At 70.5% G+C, this 17,650-nt stretch carries 18 protein-coding genes and 1 riboswitch; of the genes, 12 read left to right on the forward strand and 6 right to left on the reverse strand.

The genetic code is table 11. The features are described 5' to 3' along the window. Window positions 1-52 precede the first annotated feature (52 nt). Entirely contained in the window at window positions 53-532 is a 480-nt protein-coding gene (locus tag C3K08_RS01075) for a multidrug DMT transporter (RefSeq protein ID WP_104989658.1), read from the forward strand. Between the two features lie 420 nt (window positions 533-952). Here C3K08_RS01075 and C3K08_RS01080 read toward each other — a convergent pair whose 3' ends face one another. Further along, a complete protein-coding gene (locus tag C3K08_RS01080) occupies window positions 953-1,678 on the reverse strand; it encodes a GNAT family N-acetyltransferase (protein ID WP_104989659.1) in 726 nt (241 codons plus the stop codon). A gap of 71 nt (window positions 1,679-1,749) precedes the next feature. Between C3K08_RS01080 and C3K08_RS01085 the strand changes: the two genes are divergently transcribed. Beyond that, window positions 1,750-4,155, forward strand: coding sequence for a glutamine--tRNA ligase/YqeY domain fusion protein (locus C3K08_RS01085; RefSeq protein WP_104989660.1), 2,406 nt, complete (start codon window positions 1,750-1,752; stop codon window positions 4,153-4,155). A gap of 74 nt (window positions 4,156-4,229) precedes the next feature. Next, entirely contained in the window at window positions 4,230-4,991 is a 762-nt protein-coding gene (locus C3K08_RS01090; RefSeq protein WP_104989661.1) for an ABC transporter substrate-binding protein, read from the forward strand. A gap of 68 nt (window positions 4,992-5,059) precedes the next feature. On the opposite strand, the gene C3K08_RS01095 is transcribed toward C3K08_RS01090, so the two are convergent. Next, window positions 5,060-6,463, reverse strand: coding sequence for a tetratricopeptide repeat protein (locus C3K08_RS01095; RefSeq protein WP_104989662.1), 1,404 nt, complete (start codon window positions 6,461-6,463; stop codon window positions 5,060-5,062). Window positions 6,464-6,572: 109 nt separating this feature from the next. Here C3K08_RS01095 and C3K08_RS01100 point away from each other — a divergent pair, with 109 nt between their 5' ends. Then, a complete protein-coding gene (locus C3K08_RS01100) occupies window positions 6,573-7,007 on the forward strand; it encodes an ATP-dependent metallopeptidase FtsH/Yme1/Tma family protein (protein WP_104989663.1) in 435 nt (144 codons plus the stop codon). Window positions 7,008-7,129: 122 nt separating this feature from the next. Next, a complete protein-coding gene (gene ftsH / locus C3K08_RS01105; RefSeq protein WP_104989664.1) occupies window positions 7,130-8,995 on the forward strand; it encodes an ATP-dependent zinc metalloprotease FtsH in 1,866 nt (621 codons plus the stop codon). A 68-nt stretch (window positions 8,996-9,063) separates the two neighbouring features. On the opposite strand, the gene C3K08_RS01110 is transcribed toward ftsH, so the two are convergent. Both C3K08_RS01110 and C3K08_RS18860 read right to left on the reverse strand, forming a co-directional pair. Continuing rightward, window positions 9,064-9,585 (reverse strand): DinB family protein, encoded by a 522-nt coding sequence (locus C3K08_RS01110; RefSeq protein ID WP_104989665.1) that lies wholly within the window; start codon window positions 9,583-9,585, stop codon window positions 9,064-9,066. A gap of 49 nt (window positions 9,586-9,634) precedes the next feature. Next, entirely contained in the window at window positions 9,635-9,916 is a 282-nt protein-coding gene (locus tag C3K08_RS18860; RefSeq protein WP_104989666.1) for a DUF1905 domain-containing protein, read from the reverse strand. On the opposite strand from C3K08_RS18860, the gene C3K08_RS01120 reads away from it, so the two are divergent. Then, window positions 9,915-10,445, forward strand: a complete 531-nt coding sequence (locus tag C3K08_RS01120) for a (4Fe-4S)-binding protein (RefSeq protein WP_104989667.1) — start codon at window positions 9,915-9,917, stop codon at window positions 10,443-10,445. The two genes, C3K08_RS18860 and C3K08_RS01120, sit on opposite strands and share 2 nt — an antisense overlap. On the opposite strand, the gene C3K08_RS01125 is transcribed toward C3K08_RS01120, so the two are convergent. Then, on the reverse strand, window positions 10,442-10,846 hold the full coding sequence (locus tag C3K08_RS01125; protein ID WP_104989668.1) for an ACT domain-containing protein: 405 nt from the start codon (window positions 10,844-10,846) through the stop codon (window positions 10,442-10,444). The two genes, C3K08_RS01120 and C3K08_RS01125, sit on opposite strands and share 4 nt — an antisense overlap. Window positions 10,847-10,878: 32 nt before the next feature. Here C3K08_RS01125 and C3K08_RS01130 point away from each other — a divergent pair, with 32 nt between their 5' ends. The 6 genes from C3K08_RS01130 (at window position 10,879) to C3K08_RS01155 (ending at window position 17,136) form a co-directional block, all read left to right on the forward strand. Then, complete coding sequence (locus C3K08_RS01130; protein WP_199776960.1) at window positions 10,879-12,186, forward strand: thymidine phosphorylase; 1,308 nt, start codon at window positions 10,879-10,881, stop codon at window positions 12,184-12,186. Between the two features lie 62 nt (window positions 12,187-12,248). Beyond that, window positions 12,249-12,707, forward strand: coding sequence for a hypothetical protein (locus C3K08_RS01135; protein ID WP_104989670.1), 459 nt, complete (start codon window positions 12,249-12,251; stop codon window positions 12,705-12,707). 273 nt (window positions 12,708-12,980) lie between these two features. Further along, window positions 12,981-13,466 carry a DinB family protein gene (locus C3K08_RS01140; RefSeq protein WP_104989671.1) on the forward strand — a complete coding sequence of 162 codons (486 nt, stop codon included), beginning with the start codon at window positions 12,981-12,983 and terminating at the stop codon, window positions 13,464-13,466. A gap of 163 nt (window positions 13,467-13,629) precedes the next feature. Beyond that, the gene (gene accD, locus C3K08_RS01145) at window positions 13,630-14,493 is read left to right on the forward strand and encodes an acetyl-CoA carboxylase, carboxyltransferase subunit beta (protein ID WP_104989672.1); all 864 of its coding nucleotides are present in this window, start codon (window positions 13,630-13,632) and stop codon (window positions 14,491-14,493) included. Further along, window positions 14,490-15,437 carry an acetyl-CoA carboxylase carboxyltransferase subunit alpha gene (locus tag C3K08_RS01150; RefSeq protein WP_104989673.1) on the forward strand — a complete coding sequence of 316 codons (948 nt, stop codon included), beginning with the start codon at window positions 14,490-14,492 and terminating at the stop codon, window positions 15,435-15,437. The genes accD and C3K08_RS01150 overlap by 4 nt, the downstream gene beginning before the upstream one ends. Before the next feature lie 85 nt (window positions 15,438-15,522). Further along, the gene (locus C3K08_RS01155) at window positions 15,523-17,136 is read left to right on the forward strand and encodes an aspartate:alanine exchanger family transporter (protein WP_199776961.1); all 1,614 of its coding nucleotides are present in this window, start codon (window positions 15,523-15,525) and stop codon (window positions 17,134-17,136) included. A gap of 27 nt (window positions 17,137-17,163) precedes the next feature. Here the strand turns inward: C3K08_RS01155 and sugE are convergent, their stop codons facing one another. Then, window positions 17,164-17,484, reverse strand: coding sequence for a quaternary ammonium compound efflux SMR transporter SugE (sugE, locus tag C3K08_RS01160; RefSeq protein WP_104989674.1), 321 nt, complete (start codon window positions 17,482-17,484; stop codon window positions 17,164-17,166). 9 nt (window positions 17,485-17,493) lie between these two features. Further along, a riboswitch (guanidine-III (ykkC-III) riboswitch) is annotated at window positions 17,494-17,552 on the reverse strand. Window positions 17,553-17,650 lie beyond the last annotated feature (98 nt).

The raw sequence follows: 17,650 nt of genomic DNA on the forward strand, positions 1-17,650 counted from the left end.
GAATTGCGAGAAGAGGACTTGACAATTCTGCCATAAACAGAACAATGCAGCTATGGATACCCTGCTGAAGAAAGCGGGCGCGATGCTCGCCCACCTCGACCTCTTCACGCACATGCTGCACCTGCGGGGGCTGCTGCAACTCGCCGCCCACATGGAGGAGCGGGGCGACCGCGTGACCCTGATCTCGCCCGAGGCGATCACGCTGGTGGGGGCCGACATGACCACCGACGAGCGCGTGACCACCAGCAAGGGCGCGACCGTGGAGGCCGGGAACGCCTACAGCGTGCTGCGGACCCTCAAGGGCCACGACGCGCCGGAGTACGCCGTCACCCGGGAGGAACTCAAAGCGCTGAATGCCCGTGCGGTCTCGGAACTGGAAGCCAGCGACGCGATGCGGGCCTTCGGGGACACGCTGGCGCGGATCGGCGCTCCGGCGGCGGCCCCGGCTCCTGCCGAGGCGGCGACCGAGCGGCCGGGGCGGGGTCGGCGTGGGGCGGAGGCCGAGGCGCCGACGGATCAGCCTGCGGCCTGAGGAAGTGTTCAAGCGCGTCACGTCCCGTTGATGGGCGTGGCGCTTTTTTGGGCCTATCCATCTTGATTTGGTTTTCCCCCACCCCCAGCCCCTCCCCCCAGAGGGGGCAGGGGAGCAGCGCTGCGCTAGGCAAAGGTCGTCCCCCCATCTTTCAGCCTCGCTCAGCCCGTCTCCGTTTCCCCCTCCACGCCATCCTTCGCCCAACCGAATGCCTCGGCGCTGACGCGCCGAACGGCTCGTCTGCCTGGAAAGCGAACTCGCAAGGTGGGAACGTTGAGTTCGGCGGACACATGGAAAAGAAGGCTTTGGCAAAAGCAAGGTAGTGTCTGCTCCTCCCCCCTTGCGCGGGAGGTTGGGACTCGTAGAGCTGCTGGCAGAGAGGGGCTGGGGTGAGGGGGCCACCGCGTAACCTCCCCGCCCCTACCCCGCCCGCCAGTACCTCGGCGTCTCCATCGCGGGCAGCAGGCGCACCCGGTCCGCTTCAGCTCGCTCGGCCAGGGCCTGTGCTTCGCGGCGGGCACGGCTTTTTCCCAGCCAGCCCGACCAGTACGCCTCCATCGTGGCGGCGATCAGGCTGGTGGGCACCGTGTCGGCCCCGTCCAGCGGGTGAAACAGCAGGTCGAGGTCGGTCAGGGGGCCGCCGTCCGGCCCGCCGACGGGCTGCCAGTAGGGGAGGTCGGCGGTGCGGTAGCCCAGCGCGTGCAGGGCGCGGCGGCGGGCGTGAGGATCGGTGCCGATGCGGGCTTCGGCGGCCCGTTCCTCGGGGCTCTGGCGACCCGCGAACACGCTGTCGGCGAAGAGGCCCGCCAGGCCGTGCGAGCGCACGTCCTCCAGCCGTACGCCGTTCAGCGCGTGGCTCACCCCCTGCCCCCGTGCTTCGGGCGCCACCGCGAGAAAGGAACTGAAGCCCGCCTCCGGCAGCAGGTGGTACACGGTGCCGCCCAGCACGCGGCCGGAGGCGTCCTCAGCCACCAGGATTCGGTCGCGTCGCGGTTCCCGGCCCCCGCCCGACACCAGGCGCCCGAAGGCGGCGGGTGGAATCAGCAGGTCGGGGGCGTAGTAGCTGCGTTCCTGAATCTCCCCGAAGGCGGCGAGGGCGGGGTCGTTCGGGTCGGTGACCCGGCGAATGGTGGGGGGAAGCGTCATGGGCGGCAGCCTACGCCCGCGCCCCACCCGCGACTGCGGAGGCGGGCACGCTGGGCCGCTATCCTGCCCGCATGACCGCGCCCCGGGTGGCCCCCAACTTCATCACCGAGATCATCGAGCGCGACCTCGCGAGCGGCAAGTACCCGCAGGTCGTGACCCGCTTTCCGCCGGAACCCAACGGGTACCTGCACCTCGGGCACACCTTTGCCTCGTTCCTCGACTTCCAGACGGCCCTGCAGTACGGCGGGCGCTACCACCTGCGGCTGGACGACACCAACCCCGAGGGCGAGAGCGTGGAATTCGCCCAGGCCATACAGGACGACCTGCGCTGGCTGGGCTGGGACTGGGGCGAGCACCTGTATTACGCCTCCGACAACTTCGAGCGGTACTACGGGTACGCCCAGCAGCTCATCCGGCAGGGCGACGCCTACGTGGACTCGGTGAGCGCCGACGAGATGGCGCGGCTGCGCGGCAACGCGACCACGCCGGGCACGCCCAGCGAGTACCGCTCGCGCACGCCGGAGGAGAACCTCGACCTCTTCCGGCGGATGCGGGCGGGCGAGTTCCCGGACGGGGCGCACGTCCTGCGCGGCAAGATCGACCTCGCCGCCTCCAACATGAAGCTGCGAGACCCGGTGCTCTACCGCATCCTGCGCGGGCACCACTACCGCACGGGCGACGCGTGGTGCATCTACCCCATGTACGACTTCCAGCACCCCCTGCAAGACGCGCTGGAGGGCGTGACCCACTCCATGTGCAGTCTGGAGTTTGTGGACAACCGCGCCATCTACGACTGGCTCATGGAGCGGCTGGGCTTCGATCCCCGCCCCCACCAGTACGAGTTCGGTCGCCGGGGGCTGGAATACACCGTGACCAGCAAGCGCAAGCTGCGGCGGCTGGTGCAGGAAGGCCACGTCTCCGGCTGGGACGACCCCCGGATGCCCACCCTGCGGGCGCAGCGCCGCCTGGGAGTGACGCCAGAAGCGGTGCGGGCCTTCGCCGCCCAGATCGGGGTGAGCCGCACCAACCGCACGGTGGACATCAGCATCTATGAAAACGCTGTGCGCGACGACCTCAACCACCGCGCCCCCCGCGTGATGGCGGTGCTGGACCCGGTGCGGGTCGTGCTGACCAACCTGCCGGAAGGGGAGACCCGCCCGCTGTCCCTGCCCTACTGGCCTCACGACGTGATCCGCGACTCGCCCGACGGCCTCGTCGCCCTGCCCGGCGGCGAGCGGGTGGCGCCGGGGGCGGCGGTGCGCGAGGTGCCCCTCTCGCGCGAGCTGTACATCGAGCGCGAGGATTTCTCGCTGGACCCCCCCAAGGGCTACAAGCGCCTGACGCGGGGCGGCACGGTGCGCCTGCGCGGGGCGGGCATCATCCGCGCCGATGAGGTGGAGACGGATGGGGCGGGCAACGTGACCACCATCCACGCGACCCTGCTGGGCGAGGACGCGAAGGCTGCCGGGGTCATTCACTGGGTCAGCGCCGCGCACGCCCTCCCCGCCGAGTTCCGCCTCTACGACCGCCTCTTCCGGGTGGCCCACCCCGAGGGCGGCAGTGCTGATGGAGAGAGGCCCGACGATATCGCCCCCGACTTCGACCCCGAGCGCATGAGCCACGAGAACGAGGCCGCGCCCCTCGACGCGGGTTTCCTGCGGTTCCTGAATCCGCAGAGCCTGCGCGTGGTGCGGGGGTACGTGGAACCCAGCGTGGCGGGCGACCCGGTGGACACCCGCTACCAGTTCGAGCGGCAGGGCTACTTCTGGCGCGATCCGGTGGACAGCCGGGGGGACGCGCTGGTGTTCGGTCGCATCATCACGCTGAAGGACACCTGGGCGAAGGAGGCGCAGAAGGACGCGCCGAAGGCGGAGGCCAGAGCGCCCAAGCCTGCGCCGAAAGCCGAGGTTTCTCAGGCCACCGGCCCGAAGCCCCAGGCCGCCCCCCTCACCCCCGAGCAGGAGGCCGAGGTTGCTCGCCTGACCGGACTGGGGGCCTCAGAGGGAGACGCCCGCACGGTGGCACGGGACCCGGCGCTGCTCGCGTTCCTGGCGGGGGCGCAGCCCGGCGCCACGTTCGGGCAGGTCGCCTCGTGGACGGTGAACGACCTCGCGGGACCGCTGCGGGCGGGCGAGGTGCGGGTCACGGCGGCGGACCTCGCGCCCCTCGCCGAGCGGCTGGCTTCCGGTGGGCTGACCACCCGCGTGGCCCGCGACGTGCTGGCACGGGCGGCGACGTCCGGCGAGGCCCCGCTGGCGATTATCGAGCGCGAGGGACTCGGCGCGGGCCTCAGCGACGAGGCACTGGCTGGGGCCGTGGCCGACGTACTGGCCGCCAACCCCGACAAGGTGGAGGCGTACCGGGGCGGCAGGGCGGCGCTGATGGGCTTTTTCACCGGGCAGGTCATGCGGGCGACCGGGGGCAAGGCCGACCCCGCGAAGGTCGCGGCGGCGCTGCGGGAGGCGCTGGGGGGCTGAAGCCGGGTAACCCGTCCCGCCTGCCCGACCCCTCACATGGACGCGTCAGACCCATGCGCTATAACCCCAGGCTGATGCATAAGTATGCGCTCGCCTCCCTGATCCTGCTCTCCGGCGCCCTCGGCACCGCCTCGGCCCGCGACCTCGCGGCGATCAAGGCGTCGGGGGTGCTGTACGTGGGCACCGAACCCACCTACGCGCCCTTCACCTACACCCAGGGCAAGAAGATCGTGGGCTTCGAGGCCGAACTCGCCGAGGCGATCGCCCGCGAGCTGGGCGTCAAGGTGGAGTGGCGGCCCAGCGGCTTCGACACGCTGCTGATCGGCTTGGACCGGGACCGCTTCGACCTCGTGATCTCCAGCCACGGCATCACCCCGGAGCGGCAGAAGGCGGTGGACTTTGCCACCCCCCACTACTGCTCGGGCGGCGTGGTGCTCGCCAAGTCGAACGGCCCCCTCACCGTCGCGGCGCTGAAGGGCAAGGCGGTCGGGGTGCAACTGGGCACCACCTACGCGCAGCGGGCGCAGAAGCTCCCCGGCCTGGGCAGCGTGAAGACCTACCCCACCAACGCCGACGCGCTCCAGATGCTGCTCAACGGCCGGGTGAACGCCTTTGTCACCGACCGCTTCGTCGCGCTGGAAGCCCGCAAGAAGTTCCCGCAGGCGAACCTCAAGCTGGGCGAGATGCTCTTTCAGGAGAAGATCGGCATCGCCGTCAAGAAAGGGAATACGCCGCTGCGGAACGCCGTCAACGCCGCCCTGCGCGACGTGATGGCGGACGGCACCTACAAGAAGATTTCCACGAAGTACTTCGGTGAAGACATTCGCTGCAAGTAGGTCCGGGAACAGCCAGAGAGCGGAGGGCCGTGTCGCCTTCCGCTCTCTGCATGGTTTCTCGCCTGAATTCAATTCAGCGTGCGCCCACCGCCCTGCCCCATCAGCGTCTCGGCCTTGCGGAGGTGGTCTTCCAGCGTGCCGCGCCAGTCGTCGCTCTCAGGGGTGAATTCCAGCGCCTGCTGGGCGTGGGCGTAGGCGGCGGCGGGGTCGCGGAAGCCCTGCTGCGCCATCACGTCGGCGGCCATCTGGTGGCCCATCACCCAGTCGCGGGTGCCCTGGGCCGATTCGCGCACCACCCGCTCGAAGTGGTCGAGCGCCTCGTCGAGGTGGTAGTACTCCAGCGCCACATTGCCCAGCACCATGCTCGCCGGAATCACCGCACCCTGCGCGAGCGCCTGCTCGGCGGCCAGCTGCGCCTCCTGCAAGCGGCCCAGGCGGTAGTCGCACTCCGCGAGGTCGGCCAGCACCTCCGGGCGGTAGGGGTACTCGGGGTCCGAGAGCGCCGCTTCCAGATGCTCGCGGGCCTCCAGCGGGCGGTCGAGGTCCAGCAGGGCCACCCCCAGCTCGTGCTGGGCAAAGGGGCGGTCACCGTCCCCGGCCAGCGTCAGCGCCCGCGTGAACTGCGCCAGCGCCTCGTCGTGGCGGCCCAGGTGGGTCAGCACCTGCCCCCACACCAGCGCCACCCCGTAGCTGGGGTCGCCGTGCTGCCGCTCCAGCCGGTCGGCCTCGCGGATGCTCTCCAGCGCGTCGTCGGGCTTGCCCGTCTGGAGCAGGCCCTGCGCCTGAAGGTAGTGCCAGGTGGCGAGGTTCAGGCCCTCTTCCTCCGCGTTCTGGCCGGTGTAGAGGGGCCGGGCCTGCCCCAGCAGCGAGAGCGCCGCGTTCATGTCCCCGAGTTGCAACTCCAGCGCCGCGCCCTCCTGCAGCATCACGGCCCGGTTGAGGCCGGAGGCGTGGTGGGCGGCCTCCGCGTAGAGGTGACGGGCCTCGGCGGTGTGCCCGAGGCTCTCCTCGGCGTCGGCCTGCCAGCTCCTGAGCCGCCAACGCAGGTGGGCGGGCAACTCCGCGAGGGGCAGGTGAATGTCCAGGGCGTCTTGCGGGTGCCCGGCGAGGGACAGCGCGGCGAGCGCGTGGTAGCGGGCCAGGGGATCGGCGGCCTCGCGCACCTCGGGCGGGGGCGGGGCCGCGTCCGGGCCGCGCAGCCGGGCGTCGAGTTCGGCGCTCAGGGCCACGTAGAGGGGGTCGCTGCGAATCGCCGGGTCAGCGGTGCGGGCGTCCCTCAGCGCGGCGCCGACTTCGGTGGTGGCGGGGTCGCCGTAGAGAGCCTGCACGCTGGCGAGGTACAGCGAGAGCCGCGCCTTGCGGGGGCGGTCGGCCTCGTGCAGGGCGCCCTCCAGCACGCTGAAGGCCGTATCGTAGTCGTCCCCCGCGAGCGCCGTGCAAGCCTGCTGCCAGGTGGTGGCGACATCGATCATCACCCCCCAGGATAGCGCGGGCAGGGAAGAGGGCGGGGGGCCACCTTTCGGCGGACGACGCCCCCCGCCTGCCCTGTGGTCAACTCAGGCTGATTCCGGAGGTTCCCCCATGCCACTCCCCCGCCTCGCCCGGCTGCTCGCCTTTGCCCTGCCCCTCCTCGTGTTCGCCCTGTTCGGCCTGTGGCTGTTGCGAACGGCCTTCTCGGCTTCCCCTACCGTTCCCTACGCCGAATTCACGCGGCTGCTGGAGGCGGGCCGGGTCGAGCGGGTCGTGGTGCGTGGCGAGCGGGCCGAGGTGACCCTGGCGCCGCCCGAAGTGGGGCGCGTCGCGGTGCGTCTGCCGTCCACCCAGGCCACGTCCGGCCCCACCCTGATCTCGCAACTGGAGCGGCAGGGAGTGGACTACCGCTTCGAGGCGCCGGGCCAGTGGCTCGCCATCGGGTTGAACTTTCTGCCCATCCTGCTGGTTCTGCTGCTGCCGCTGGCCCTTTTTGCGGCTTTGCTCGTCGTGCTGGTGCGGCGCGGTCGGTCACGGACCCCTTAACCGCCCCTCAATGAAGCACAGGTGTGACGCCGGATACGCCCACACATCTTGAGTCTGGTACACTCAACCCTAGTGGGACGGATGCCGTCCCGATCGTTCTATTTTCCCTGGAGGCACCACTCTTGAGGCGGCTCAATCCCTGGCTGATCGTCCTGTTCGTTCTGGCTCTGTTCCTGATGTTCTCCCAGGCCCCGGGCGGTTCGCGGGCCACGGTCGGTTACAACGTGTTCAAAGATCTGCTCGCGCAGGACCGCATCGAGCAGGTGGTCGTGCGGGACAACGTCGCGCAGGTGCGCCTGACCGAACCCACCGAGGTGCCGGTCGTGAATGGGCAGCAGCCCATCGAGACGGACCGCTTTACCGTTCGCCTGCCCGGCAACCAGGCCACGCCCGACGCCGGCCTGATCTCGCAGCTCGAGCAGCAGGGGGTGGATTACCGCTTCGAGGCGCCCAGCCAGTGGCTCGCCATCCTGCTGAACTTCCTGCCCATCTTGCTCCTCATCGGCCTGATGTACTTCTTCTTCATGCGGGCGCAGGGCGGCCAGAACGGCGTGATGCAGTTCGGGCAGTCACGCGCCAAGAAGTACGGCAAGGAAAACCGCGTCCAGACCAAGTTCACCGACGTGGCGGGCCACGAGGAAGCCAAGCGCGAGCTGATCGAGGTCGTGGACTTCCTGAAAAACCCCGCCAAGTACCACCAGATCGGCGCCGAGATTCCCAAGGGCGTGCTGCTCGTCGGCCCTCCCGGCACCGGTAAGACCCTGCTGGCGCGGGCCATCGCGGGTGAGGCGGACGTTCCCTTCTTCTCGGTGAGCGCGTCCGAGTTCATGGAGATGTTCGTGGGCGTGGGCGCCAGCCGCGTGCGGACGCTCTTCGAGGACGCCCGCAAGTCGGCCCCGGCGATCATGTTTATCGACGAGATCGACTCCATCGGCCGCAAGCGTGGCGCGGGCATCGGCGGCGGCCACGACGAGCGCGAGCAGACCCTCAACCAGATCCTGTCCGAGATGGACGGCTTCGACAAGTCGAGCAGCGTGATCGTGCTGGCCGCGACCAACCGCCCCGACGTGCTCGATCCCGCGCTGCTGCGTCCCGGCCGCTTCGACCGTCAGGTGACCATCGACCTGCCCAACCTCAAGGAGCGCGAGGCGATCCTCAAGGTGCACCTGCGCAACAAGCCGCTGGCCCCCGGTGTGGACGTGCCCGAGGTTGCCAAGAGCACCCCGTACTTCTCGGGCGCCGACCTCAAGAACGTCACCAACGAGGCCGCGCTGGAAGCCGCCCGCCTGGGCAAGACCCAGATCGACATGAGCGACTTCTACCGGGCGCTCGACAAGATCACGCTGGGCCTGGAAAACGGCTCGCTCACGATCAGCCCCGAGGAAAAGAAGGCCATCGCCTACCACGAGGCTGGGCACGCCGTGACCGCCGCCGTGATTCCCGGCAGCGACAAGCTTCAGAAGGTCTCCATCATTCCGCGCGGGCGGGCGCTGGGCGCCGCGTTCTACCTCCCCGAAGAGCAGGTGCTGATGAGCAAGGAGCGCCTGGAAAACCAGCTCGTGGTCGCGCTGGGGGGCCGCGCCGCCGAGGAAGTCTTTATGGGCAGCGTGACGAGCGGCGCCGCCGACGACTTCCGCAAGGCGACGAACATCGCCCGCAAGATGGTGCTGGAGTGGGGCATGGGCGAGAACTTCAAGAACATGGCCCTGACCACCGATTCCGGCCCGGTCTTCCTGGGCGAGGACATGGCCAAGCCCAAGATGTTCAGCGAGCACACCTCGCAGCTCGTGGACGAGGATGTCAAGCGCATCCTGGGCCGCGCCTACGAGCGGGCCAAGGGCCTGGTGACCGAGTACGGTCAGGCCATGCACGAGGTCGCTGACGCCCTGCTGACCCAGGAACTCATCACGGGCGACGTGGTGCGCGAGGCCGTCTCGCGTCTGGGCGGCCAGCAGGCCGGAGCGCCGACCCCGCAGCCCACGCTGTAAGCCGGAGCAATATCAGCCCCCCGTCCCCGTGGCGGGGGGGTTTGCTGTGCATGGGCTGGAGGGCGCGGCTACTCCCTCCAGATCGCCCAGTGCTCGTCCAGCGCGTCCATCTGCTCCTTCGTCCGCCCACCCAGCCGCAGCAGGGCCATGATCTGCCCCCGGTGGTGGCTGTCGTGGACGATGGTGTGCTGGAGGAAATGCGCGGGGTGGGAGCGGTAGCCCCCCTCATTCCAGGGGTCCGCAAAGGGTTCGCCCGAGGCGAGGTGGGCCTGCACGGCAGTCACGGCGGCCTCGTCCCCGGCCGCGAAGGCGGCGGCCAGTTCGGTGGGTGGGCTGTCGTGCCAGCGCCACTGGGGATCGCCGTCGGCGTCCTGCTGCGTGGGGTCGAGCAGGGGGGCCGCGTGCTCCCGCGAGAGGTTGTGCAGCCAGCCCACGCGAAACCCCGCCATATGCCGCAGGTGCCGCCCAATCGTCCAGCCGCCCCGGCCATCGCTGAGGTCGAAGTCGGCGGGTACCAGGGCGTTCAGCAGTGCCTCATTCACGCGTCCATTGCGGCGAAAGGACTCCAGCAGCAGGTCTAGGTCGGTCATGAAACCTCCGGGAGTCTCCAGCGTAAGGGTCGGGAGTGCCCTAGGGTCGTCAGCCCACCTCCCTCCGGACAGCCACGAGGTCGCCCTCGTTCAGTCCTTCGGCCGGCCGAACGCTGGCCCGGACCGGCAGGAGATACAGGGCACCCTGGGGAAACAGCGAGGGCTTCCAGCGGGTGCTCCCGATCTGGGCGCGAACTGGAAGCATGCCCCAGCCGGAGGTCACGAGGTGGGGTGCGCCTTTCGGGGAGACAGTCCGCCCGAGCTGCGCGGGGTGTGCGGGCGGCTGTCGGGGCGCTGCGCGGCGGCGGGGGCCGGGGGTACACTGGCCCATGAACCAGGACCCGGTGCCCCATGACGACCTGCTGCGTGGCAAGGCGTACACGGAGGGGGAGATTACCGTCTCGTACGATGCTCCCCGCTGCACCCACGTCGCCAACTGCGTGCGCGGCCTGCCCGACGTCTTCCGGCCCAGGGAGCGGCCCTGGATTCAGCTGTGGAACGGGGCGGACGCCGCGCGGGTGGCCGAGGTCGTGCGGACCTGCCCGACCGGGGCGCTGCATTACGCCCTGCACGGGGCGCCCCCCGAAGCCCCAGCCGTGCCCACCACCGTCATGCCGGTGACCGACGGCCCCCTGGTGCTGCGCGGTGACCTCGTCCTCCAGACCCCGGCGGGCGAGGTGCGCGAGGTGCGGGCTGCGCTGTGCCGCTGCGGGGCGAGCGGCAACAAGCCCTTTTGCGACGGCACCCACGCCCGCATCGGCTGGAAGAGCGACCAACCCGGCGGTCAGGCCACTCCCGACCAGCGCGGCGACGGCCACCCGGCAGAAGGCCAGCAGGCGGACGGAGCGCGGCGGGACTAATCCGCGACCGTGTGCCCCGCCCCACGCAGCGCCGCCAGCGCGTCGGGCAACCGCGCCGCCGGGACCAGCACGTAATCGGTGTCGAAGGTGCTCAGCGCGAAGATGCCCACCCCGGCCCCGCGCAGCGGCTCCAGCACGGCGGCCAGAATGCCCGTCAGCCCGAAATCGAAGGGGCCGTGCAACTTCAGCGCGGCCCACCCGGCCTGGTGCCGGACACCGGGCGGGAGGTGCGCCATCTCGCACACCAGCGACAGTTCCTCGGCGGTGCGCGTCAGGCTGAAGAACCCTCCCCCGAGCGGCGGCAGGGGAGCCTCCGGTGGAAGCTGGGCGACGGCGAACTCGGTGGGCGCGGAGCCTCCCAGGACCGAGAGCGTGAGGTGGGGGCGGGCCGGAGGAGTCATGGTCGAAGATGGCACGCCCGCTACACTGGCCTATGACCCCTGCCCTGACCATTCCCGACCTGATCCGCAAGAAGCGCGACGGTGCAGAGCACACCCGCGCGGAACTTGAGCAGCTTGTGCTGGGCTACACGCGCGGTGACGTGCCCGATTACCAGATCAGCGCGTGGCTGATGGCCGTCTACCTGCGCGGCATGACCGCCCAAGAAACCGCCAACCTGACGCTGGTGATGGCCGACTCCGGCGACCAGATGGACCTCGCGGGGCTGCCGCGCACCGTGGACAAGCACTCGACGGGCGGCGTGGGCGACAAGACCAGCCTGATCCTGACGCCCATGCTCGCCGCCCTCGGCCTGACCGTCGCCAAGATGAGCGGGCGCGGGCTGGCCCACACGGGCGGCACCATCGACAAGCTCGAAAGCTTTCCCGGCTGGAGCCCCGACCTCCCGGAAGACCGCTTTCTGGCCCAGGCGAGCGAGATCGGCCTCGCGCTCGTCGGGCAGACCAGGGACCTCGCCCCCGCCGACGGCAAGCTCTACGCCCTGCGCGACGTGACCGCCACCGTGGACTGCCTGCCCTTGATCGCCTCGTCCATCATGAGCAAGAAGCTCGCGTCCGGGGCGCACACCGTCGTGCTGGACGTGAAGGTGGGCGCCGGGGCCTTTATGCGGACGCTGGAAGACGGCCGGGGCCTCGCCCGCGCGATGGTGGATATCGGGACGCGGGCGGGGCGGCAGGTGCGGGCCGTGCTGACCGACATGGATACCCCGCTGGGCCACATGGCCGGGAACAGCCTGGAGGTGCAGGAGGCCCTGAGCACCCTGCGCGGCGAAGGCCCCGATGACCTCACCGAGCTGTGCGTGGCCCTCGCGGTGGAGGCGCTCGCGGCCTATGGGGAAGACCCCGCAGAGGCCGAGGCCCGCGCCCGCGCCACCCTCACGGACGGCTCGGCCCTGGCGAAGTTCCGCGCCTTCGTGGAGGCGCAGGGCGGGGACACCTCCCTGGTGGACCGCCCCGAGCGGCTGGACGTGGCCCCCGGCCGGGCGGACGTGGTGGCCCCCGCCCACGGCTTCGTGGAGCGCCTCGACGCCCTCGCGGTGGGCCGGGCGGTCCTGGTGCTGGGCGGTGGGCGCGAGCGCAAGGGCGAGGCCATTGACCACGGGGTCGGCGTGGAAGTGTTGAAGAAGCCCGGCGAGGCGGTGGAGGCGGGCGAACCCGTGCTGCGCCTCTACCACCGGGACGGCCGGGGCTTGGACGCCGCCCGCCGACTGCTGGAAGAGGGCCTGAGCGTGACAGAAACGGCCCCGCCGCCCCAGCCCTTGATTCTCGACCGGGTGAACTGACCACCGCTGGGTGAACGTTCCCCCTCTGCCGCATGGCGTGGGGGGTGCGTTACCCTCACCCCATGCGGACGGTCGTCCTGATCATCATCGTCGTGCTCGCGGCCATCTTCGCGGTCCTCAACCGTCACGCGCTGATGTTCGGGCACACCCTGAACCTGGGCTTCGTGACCTACACGGGCGTGCCGCTGGGGCTGATCCTGCTGCTGTCGGGCCTCTTTCTGGCGCTGCTGTTCTTCCTGTGGGCCAACGTCGAGCGGCTGCGTGGGCAGGCCGACAGCGCCCGACTGCTGCGCGACATGGAGGCGCTGCGGGCCAACCTCGACGCGCAGGAGGGGAGCCGTTTCGCGCAGCTTCAGGCCTACATCGACGAGCGGTTCGAGACGCTGGGCCAGAGCGTGAGCCGCCCGGCGCTGCCCGCCCCCGACCTCGCGGAGACGAACGCCCGCCTCGACGCCTTGCAGCGTGACCTGAACCTGCAACTCGCGCAGATGGACGATTACCTCAAGCGGCGGCTGGGCTGAACACTGGGATGTGAGGGTTCTGCCCTTTCACCTTGAGGTGAGTCCCAGATGGGCTACACTGCTCCAATGATTGACGCGCCGGTGCAGGCCTGACGGCGTCGTGAACAGGTGGCTCATGGCAGACCTCAACACACCCCGAATGGTCCCTGGTTCGCACCTGCCCTGCCGTTAGCCCCACTTCGAAAGTGGCATGACTCGCGTGGGGATGCCCCAGGATGCACACCTCGCCACTCGACATTGCGTCTGTTCCCCGGAATGGATGCAGGAGACGTTATGCCTATTGTGAACGCCTCGGATTACCTCAACAACCTGACTGACTTGCTGCGTGAGACCTTTGAAGGAACGGGGGGTCAAGGCAGTCATTACATCGATGGCAAGGGCCACGGCAGCCTTTTGGAAACCCTGGGCAGCCTCGACCACCGGCTCGCCTCCAGGTCCCTGACGACCGGCGGAGTGACGATTGCTGCTCATGCTGACCACACGCGCTACTACATGCACACCCTGCGCCGGTTCATCAGGGACGAGGACGACGTGCGTCCCGATTGGCCCGGAAGCTGGCAACGTCGGACGGTCACGGCAGACGAGTGGGAACACGTCAGAGCGGCTGTGCGCGAGGAGTATCTGGCGACACTCAGGCACGTGGAAGAGGTCGAGGTCTGGGATGACGAGCCCCTCGGCGGGTTTCTGAGCATCCTGGCCCACTGCGCCTACCATCTGGGTGCGATTCGCCTGCTGGCGGTCACGCTTCAAGCGACGTGAGGCTCGCGCTCCTGTAGGGCGACTGCACCGGAGCGAGCGGCGCGGCCGTTTCCTTCCGTTCCCTCACCTCCTTGCACCCGGTTCAGAACTGGGGTCCGGTCCTTCCCGGCGCGTCTAGAATGCGCCGGGAAGCTGGTTTTCCCCAAAGAGGAGTGAAAAGGCTATGGCGCTCGACCGTTTTTTCCGCAGACGCCGTCCCCAGCCGCAGGGCGGGGCGGAGTTGCCGGACCTGTGGACCCAGTGCCCCCAGTGCAAGGAGGGGGTTTACAACCGTGACCTCGAACTCAGCGCCCACGTCTGCCCGCGCTGCGGCCACCACCTGCGGCTCGACGCGGGGCGGCGGCTGGAGGTGCTGCTCGATGGGGGCAGCTTCCGGCAGCTCTCGGGCCGGGTGCAGCCTGTCGACCCCCTGGGCTTCGAGGACACCGAGCCCTACCCGGCGCGGCTGGCGCGGGCGCAGAAGAAGACGGGCCGCCCCGACGCGATCCTGACCGGGACCGGGACCATCCTGGGCCTGCCCGTGACGGTGGCTGCGATGGATTTCGCCTTTTCGGGCGGCAGCATGGGCAGCGTGGTGGGCGAGGAAATCGCGCGGGCCGCCGAGCACGCGGCGGGGGCCGGGACGCCCTTGGTCCTCGTCGCGGCGAGCGGCGGGGCGCGGATGCAGGAGAGTGCGCTGTCGCTGATGCAGATGGCGAAGACGACCGTGGCGCTGGAGGGTCTGGCCGAGCGCGGGCTGCCCTACGTCTCCATCCTGAGTGATCCCACGACCGGGGGTGTGACCGCCTCCTTCGCCACCGTCGCGGACGTGATCGTGGCCGAGCCGGGCGCCTTGATCGGCTTCGCGGGGCCGCGCGTCATTCAGCAGACCATCCGCCAGCACCTGCCCGAGGGCTTCCAGCGCTCCGAGTTTCTGCTGGAACATGGCATGGTGGACGCGGTGGTGGATCGCCGCGAGCACCGGGCCTACCTGCGTTCGCTGCTGGGCGTGCTGACCCGGCAGCCCGCCCCTGAGGTGGGCGCGTGACCGCCCCCGCCGACACCCTGCGCGAGCTGGAAGCCCGGCTGCGCGACCTGGAGGACACGGCGCAGCGCACCGGGCAGAACCTCGACGCGGCCCTGACGCCGCTGCGGGCCGAGGTCGAGCGGCTGCGCGGCGAGGGCCACGCCCGCCTGACCCGCTGGGAACGGGTGGGCCTCGCGCGGGCGCCGGGCCGCCCCACCGCGTTGGATTACGTCGAGCGCCTCTGCACCGACTTCACCGAGCTGCACGGCGACCGCGCCTACGGCGACGACCCCGCCCTGATCGGCGGCCCGGCCCGCTGGGAGGGCGTGCCTGTGATGCTGCTGATGCAGCAGAAGGGCCGCGACACCAAGGGCAAGATCAAGCGCCGTTTCGGCATGAGTAACCCGGAAGGCTACCGCAAGGCGATCCGGCTGATGGACCTCGCCGACCGCTTCGGGCTGCCTGTCGTCACCCTGATCGACACGCCCGGCGCCTACCCTGGCATCGAGGCCGAGGAACGCGGCCAGGGCTGGGCCATCGCCGAGAGCATTCAGCGGATGGTGCGCCTGCGCGTGCCCGCCGTGTGCGCGGTGATCGGCGAGGGCGGCTCGGGCGGGGCGCTCGCGCTGGGCGTGGGCAACCGGGTGCTGATTCAGGAAAACGCCTGGTACTCGGTGATCTCGCCCGAGGGCGCCGCCAGCATCATCTGGAAGGACGCGGCCAAGGCCCCCGAGGCAGCCGAGGCCCTCAAGCTCACCGCTCCCGACCTGCTGGAGCTGGGGCTGGTCGAGGAGGTCGTATCCGAACCCGTGGGCGGCGCGCACCTTGACCCCGATGCGGCCGCCGCGGCGCTGGGCGAGGCCGTCTCGCGCCACCTTGCGGAGCTGTCGCGCCTGGGGCCGGACGAGCTGAAAGCCGGGCGTTCGGCCCGATTCCGGGCGCTGGGAGCGTTCCGGGAGGAGTGACGCTCCTCACGGAGGGCTGCCGGGGGTGCGAGACCTCCGGCAGCCCTCCCGTTGGCCCCTTTCCTCCGCGCGGTAGGGTGGCCCCATGACCCCGCTGCTCGACCTGCTGGCCCAGAATCCGGTGCTGACCCTGTTCACGGTGTTGCTGCTGGGATTTGCGCTGGGAGGCGTGCGGGTGCTGGGCTTCAGCCTGGGGGTGGCGGGGGTGCTGTTCGCGGGCCTGCTCGTGAGTGCGCTCGACCCGCGCATCGCGCTCGACCCCGCCGTGTACGAGCTGGGGCTGGCCCTCTTCGTGTACGCCATCGCACTGGCGAGCGGTGGGCACGTCCTGTCGTCCTTCGGGCGGGCCGGGCTGATTCGCAATGGGCTGGTGCTGGGGCTGCTCACCCTGGGGGCCGGGCTGACCCTGGGGCTGGGGCGGCTGCTGGGCCTGGAACCGGCACTCACGGCGGGGCTGTACACCGGGGCGCTGACGAGCACCCCGGCCCTCGCGGGCGTGATCGAGGCGGTCGCGGGGCAGCCCGGCGCGGGCGACCCGGTGGTGGCCTACTCCATCGCGTACCCGATGGGCGTGATCGGGGTGATGCTGGCCCTCTTCCTCTTCGAGCGCCGCTTCCGGCCCGACTACGCTGCCGAGGCGCGGGCGCTGGGCGTCTCCGGCGAGGAACTCGTCACCCGCACCCTGCGGGTCACCGACGGGCGCGAGCTGACGGTGGAGGCCTTCGCCCGGGCGCACAGCGGGCGGGTGGTGTTCGGTCGGCTGCTGCACGGCGGGCACCTCGACGCCGCCGAGGCGGGGTCAGTGCTGCGGGTGGGGGACCTCGTGTCGGTCACGGGCGCTCCCGCCGACGTGGCCGCCGTGATCCGGGTGCTGGGCGAGGAGGTGGCGCAGTCCCTGAGCGAGGACCGCTCGGTGCTGGACTTCCGGCGCATCTTCGTGTCCAGTCCGCGCGTGGCGGGGCGGCGCCTCTCCGAGCTGCGGGTCAACGAGCGGCTGGGCGCCACCGTCACCCGCGTGCGCCGGGGCGACCGCGACATCGTGCCGGACGGCCGCACCGTGCTGGAACTCGGCGACCGGGTGCGCGTGCTGGCGCCGCGCGGGCGCATGGCGGAGGTGACCCGCTTTTTCGGGGACTCCTACCGCCACCTCTCCGAGATCAACCTGCTCACCTTCAGCCTGGGGCTGGTGCTGGGGCTGCTGCTGGGCACGCTGCCGCTGCCGCTGCCGGGGGGCGGCACCTTCCGGCTGGGCGTCGCGGGGGGGCCGCTGCTGGTGGGGCTGGTGCTGGGCGCCCTGGGCCGCAGCGGGCGCGTCGTCTGGAACATCCCCTACAGCGCCAACCTGACCCTGCGGCAGTTCGGGCTGGCCCTCTTTCTGGCGGGCGTGGGGCTGCGCAGCGGCGGGCGGTTTGCCGCGCAGCTCGCCAGCGCCGAGGGCCTTGCTCTGCTGCTCGCGGGGGCCGCCGTCACCCTGAGCGTGACGGGCGCCCTGCTGTGGATCGGTTACCGCCTGCTGCGCCTGCCCTACAGCCTGCTCTCGGGCCTCGCGGCAGGAATGGACACCCAGCCCGCCGTGCTGGGCTACGCCACCGAGCGCACCGGGGGAGAGGTGCCCGAACTGGGCTACGCCTCGGTCTACCCGGTCGCGTTGATCGGCAAGATCCTGCTCGCGCAGCTCATCCTGCGGCTGGCGGGCTAGGGGAGGGGCCGGGGCGGCGGGCGGGTTTCAGTGCCCGCTCGTCGCCTTCAGCCCGATGATCGCCACGATCATCATGCCCAGGAAGAGCAGGCGGCTCAGCGTGACGGGTTCCTTGAACAGCACGATGCCCAGAATCGCCGCACCGACCGCCCCGATCCCCACCCACACCCCGTAGGCCGTGCCGATGGGGAGCGTCTTGGCGGCCAGTCCCAGCAGGCCCATGCTGGCGACCATGCTCAGCAGGGTCAGCACCGTGGGGACGGGCCGGGTAAAGCCCTCGGTGTACTTGAGTCCGATCGCCCAGCCGATTTCCAGCAGTCCCGCGATCACCAGCAGAATCCATGCCATAAGAGACCTCCTGCGCCGTCTTGTCGTGACCGGGTACGGCGGTGCTCTCGTCCGGAGTTCGGCTCCTCCATCCTGTTTCAGCGGAGAGGGGCGACTGCGAGCAGTGTAGCGGCCCCATGTAAGCAAACGAGGAGCGGCGTGTAAGCCTCCCGTTACACGCCGCTCC

Source organism: Deinococcus sp. NW-56, from assembly GCF_002953415.1.
Lineage (GTDB): Bacteria > Deinococcota > Deinococci > Deinococcales > Deinococcaceae > Deinococcus.

Bases quoted from the DNA above. Each gene is read 5' to 3' on its own strand.
- C3K08_RS01130 (WP_199776960.1), top strand. From the start codon at position 10,879: ATGACCCCTGCCCTGACCATTCCCGACCTGATCCGCAAGAAGCGCGAC.
- C3K08_RS01075 (WP_104989658.1), top strand. From the start codon at position 53: ATGGATACCCTGCTGAAGAAAGCGGGCGCGATGCTCGCCCACCTCGAC.
- sugE (WP_104989674.1), bottom strand. From the start codon at position 17,484: ATGGCATGGATTCTGCTGGTGATCGCGGGACTGCTGGAAATCGGCTGG.
- C3K08_RS01120 (WP_104989667.1), top strand. From the start codon at position 9,915: ATGAACCAGGACCCGGTGCCCCATGACGACCTGCTGCGTGGCAAGGCG.
- C3K08_RS01110 (WP_104989665.1), bottom strand. From the start codon at position 9,585: ATGACCGACCTAGACCTGCTGCTGGAGTCCTTTCGCCGCAATGGACGC.
- C3K08_RS01090 (WP_104989661.1), top strand. From the start codon at position 4,230: ATGCATAAGTATGCGCTCGCCTCCCTGATCCTGCTCTCCGGCGCCCTC.
- C3K08_RS01085 (WP_104989660.1), top strand. From the start codon at position 1,750: ATGACCGCGCCCCGGGTGGCCCCCAACTTCATCACCGAGATCATCGAG.
- C3K08_RS01140 (WP_104989671.1), top strand. From the start codon at position 12,981: ATGCCTATTGTGAACGCCTCGGATTACCTCAACAACCTGACTGACTTG.
- C3K08_RS01135 (WP_104989670.1), top strand. From the start codon at position 12,249: ATGCGGACGGTCGTCCTGATCATCATCGTCGTGCTCGCGGCCATCTTC.
- C3K08_RS01125 (WP_104989668.1), bottom strand. From the start codon at position 10,846: ATGACTCCTCCGGCCCGCCCCCACCTCACGCTCTCGGTCCTGGGAGGC.
- C3K08_RS01155 (WP_199776961.1), top strand. From the start codon at position 15,523: ATGACCCCGCTGCTCGACCTGCTGGCCCAGAATCCGGTGCTGACCCTG.
- C3K08_RS18860 (WP_104989666.1), bottom strand. From the start codon at position 9,916: ATGGGCCAGTGTACCCCCGGCCCCCGCCGCCGCGCAGCGCCCCGACAG.
- accD (WP_104989672.1), top strand. From the start codon at position 13,630: ATGGCGCTCGACCGTTTTTTCCGCAGACGCCGTCCCCAGCCGCAGGGC.
- C3K08_RS01080 (WP_104989659.1), bottom strand. From the start codon at position 1,678: ATGACGCTTCCCCCCACCATTCGCCGGGTCACCGACCCGAACGACCCC.
- C3K08_RS01095 (WP_104989662.1), bottom strand. From the start codon at position 6,463: ATGATCGATGTCGCCACCACCTGGCAGCAGGCTTGCACGGCGCTCGCG.
- C3K08_RS01100 (WP_104989663.1), top strand. From the start codon at position 6,573: ATGCCACTCCCCCGCCTCGCCCGGCTGCTCGCCTTTGCCCTGCCCCTC.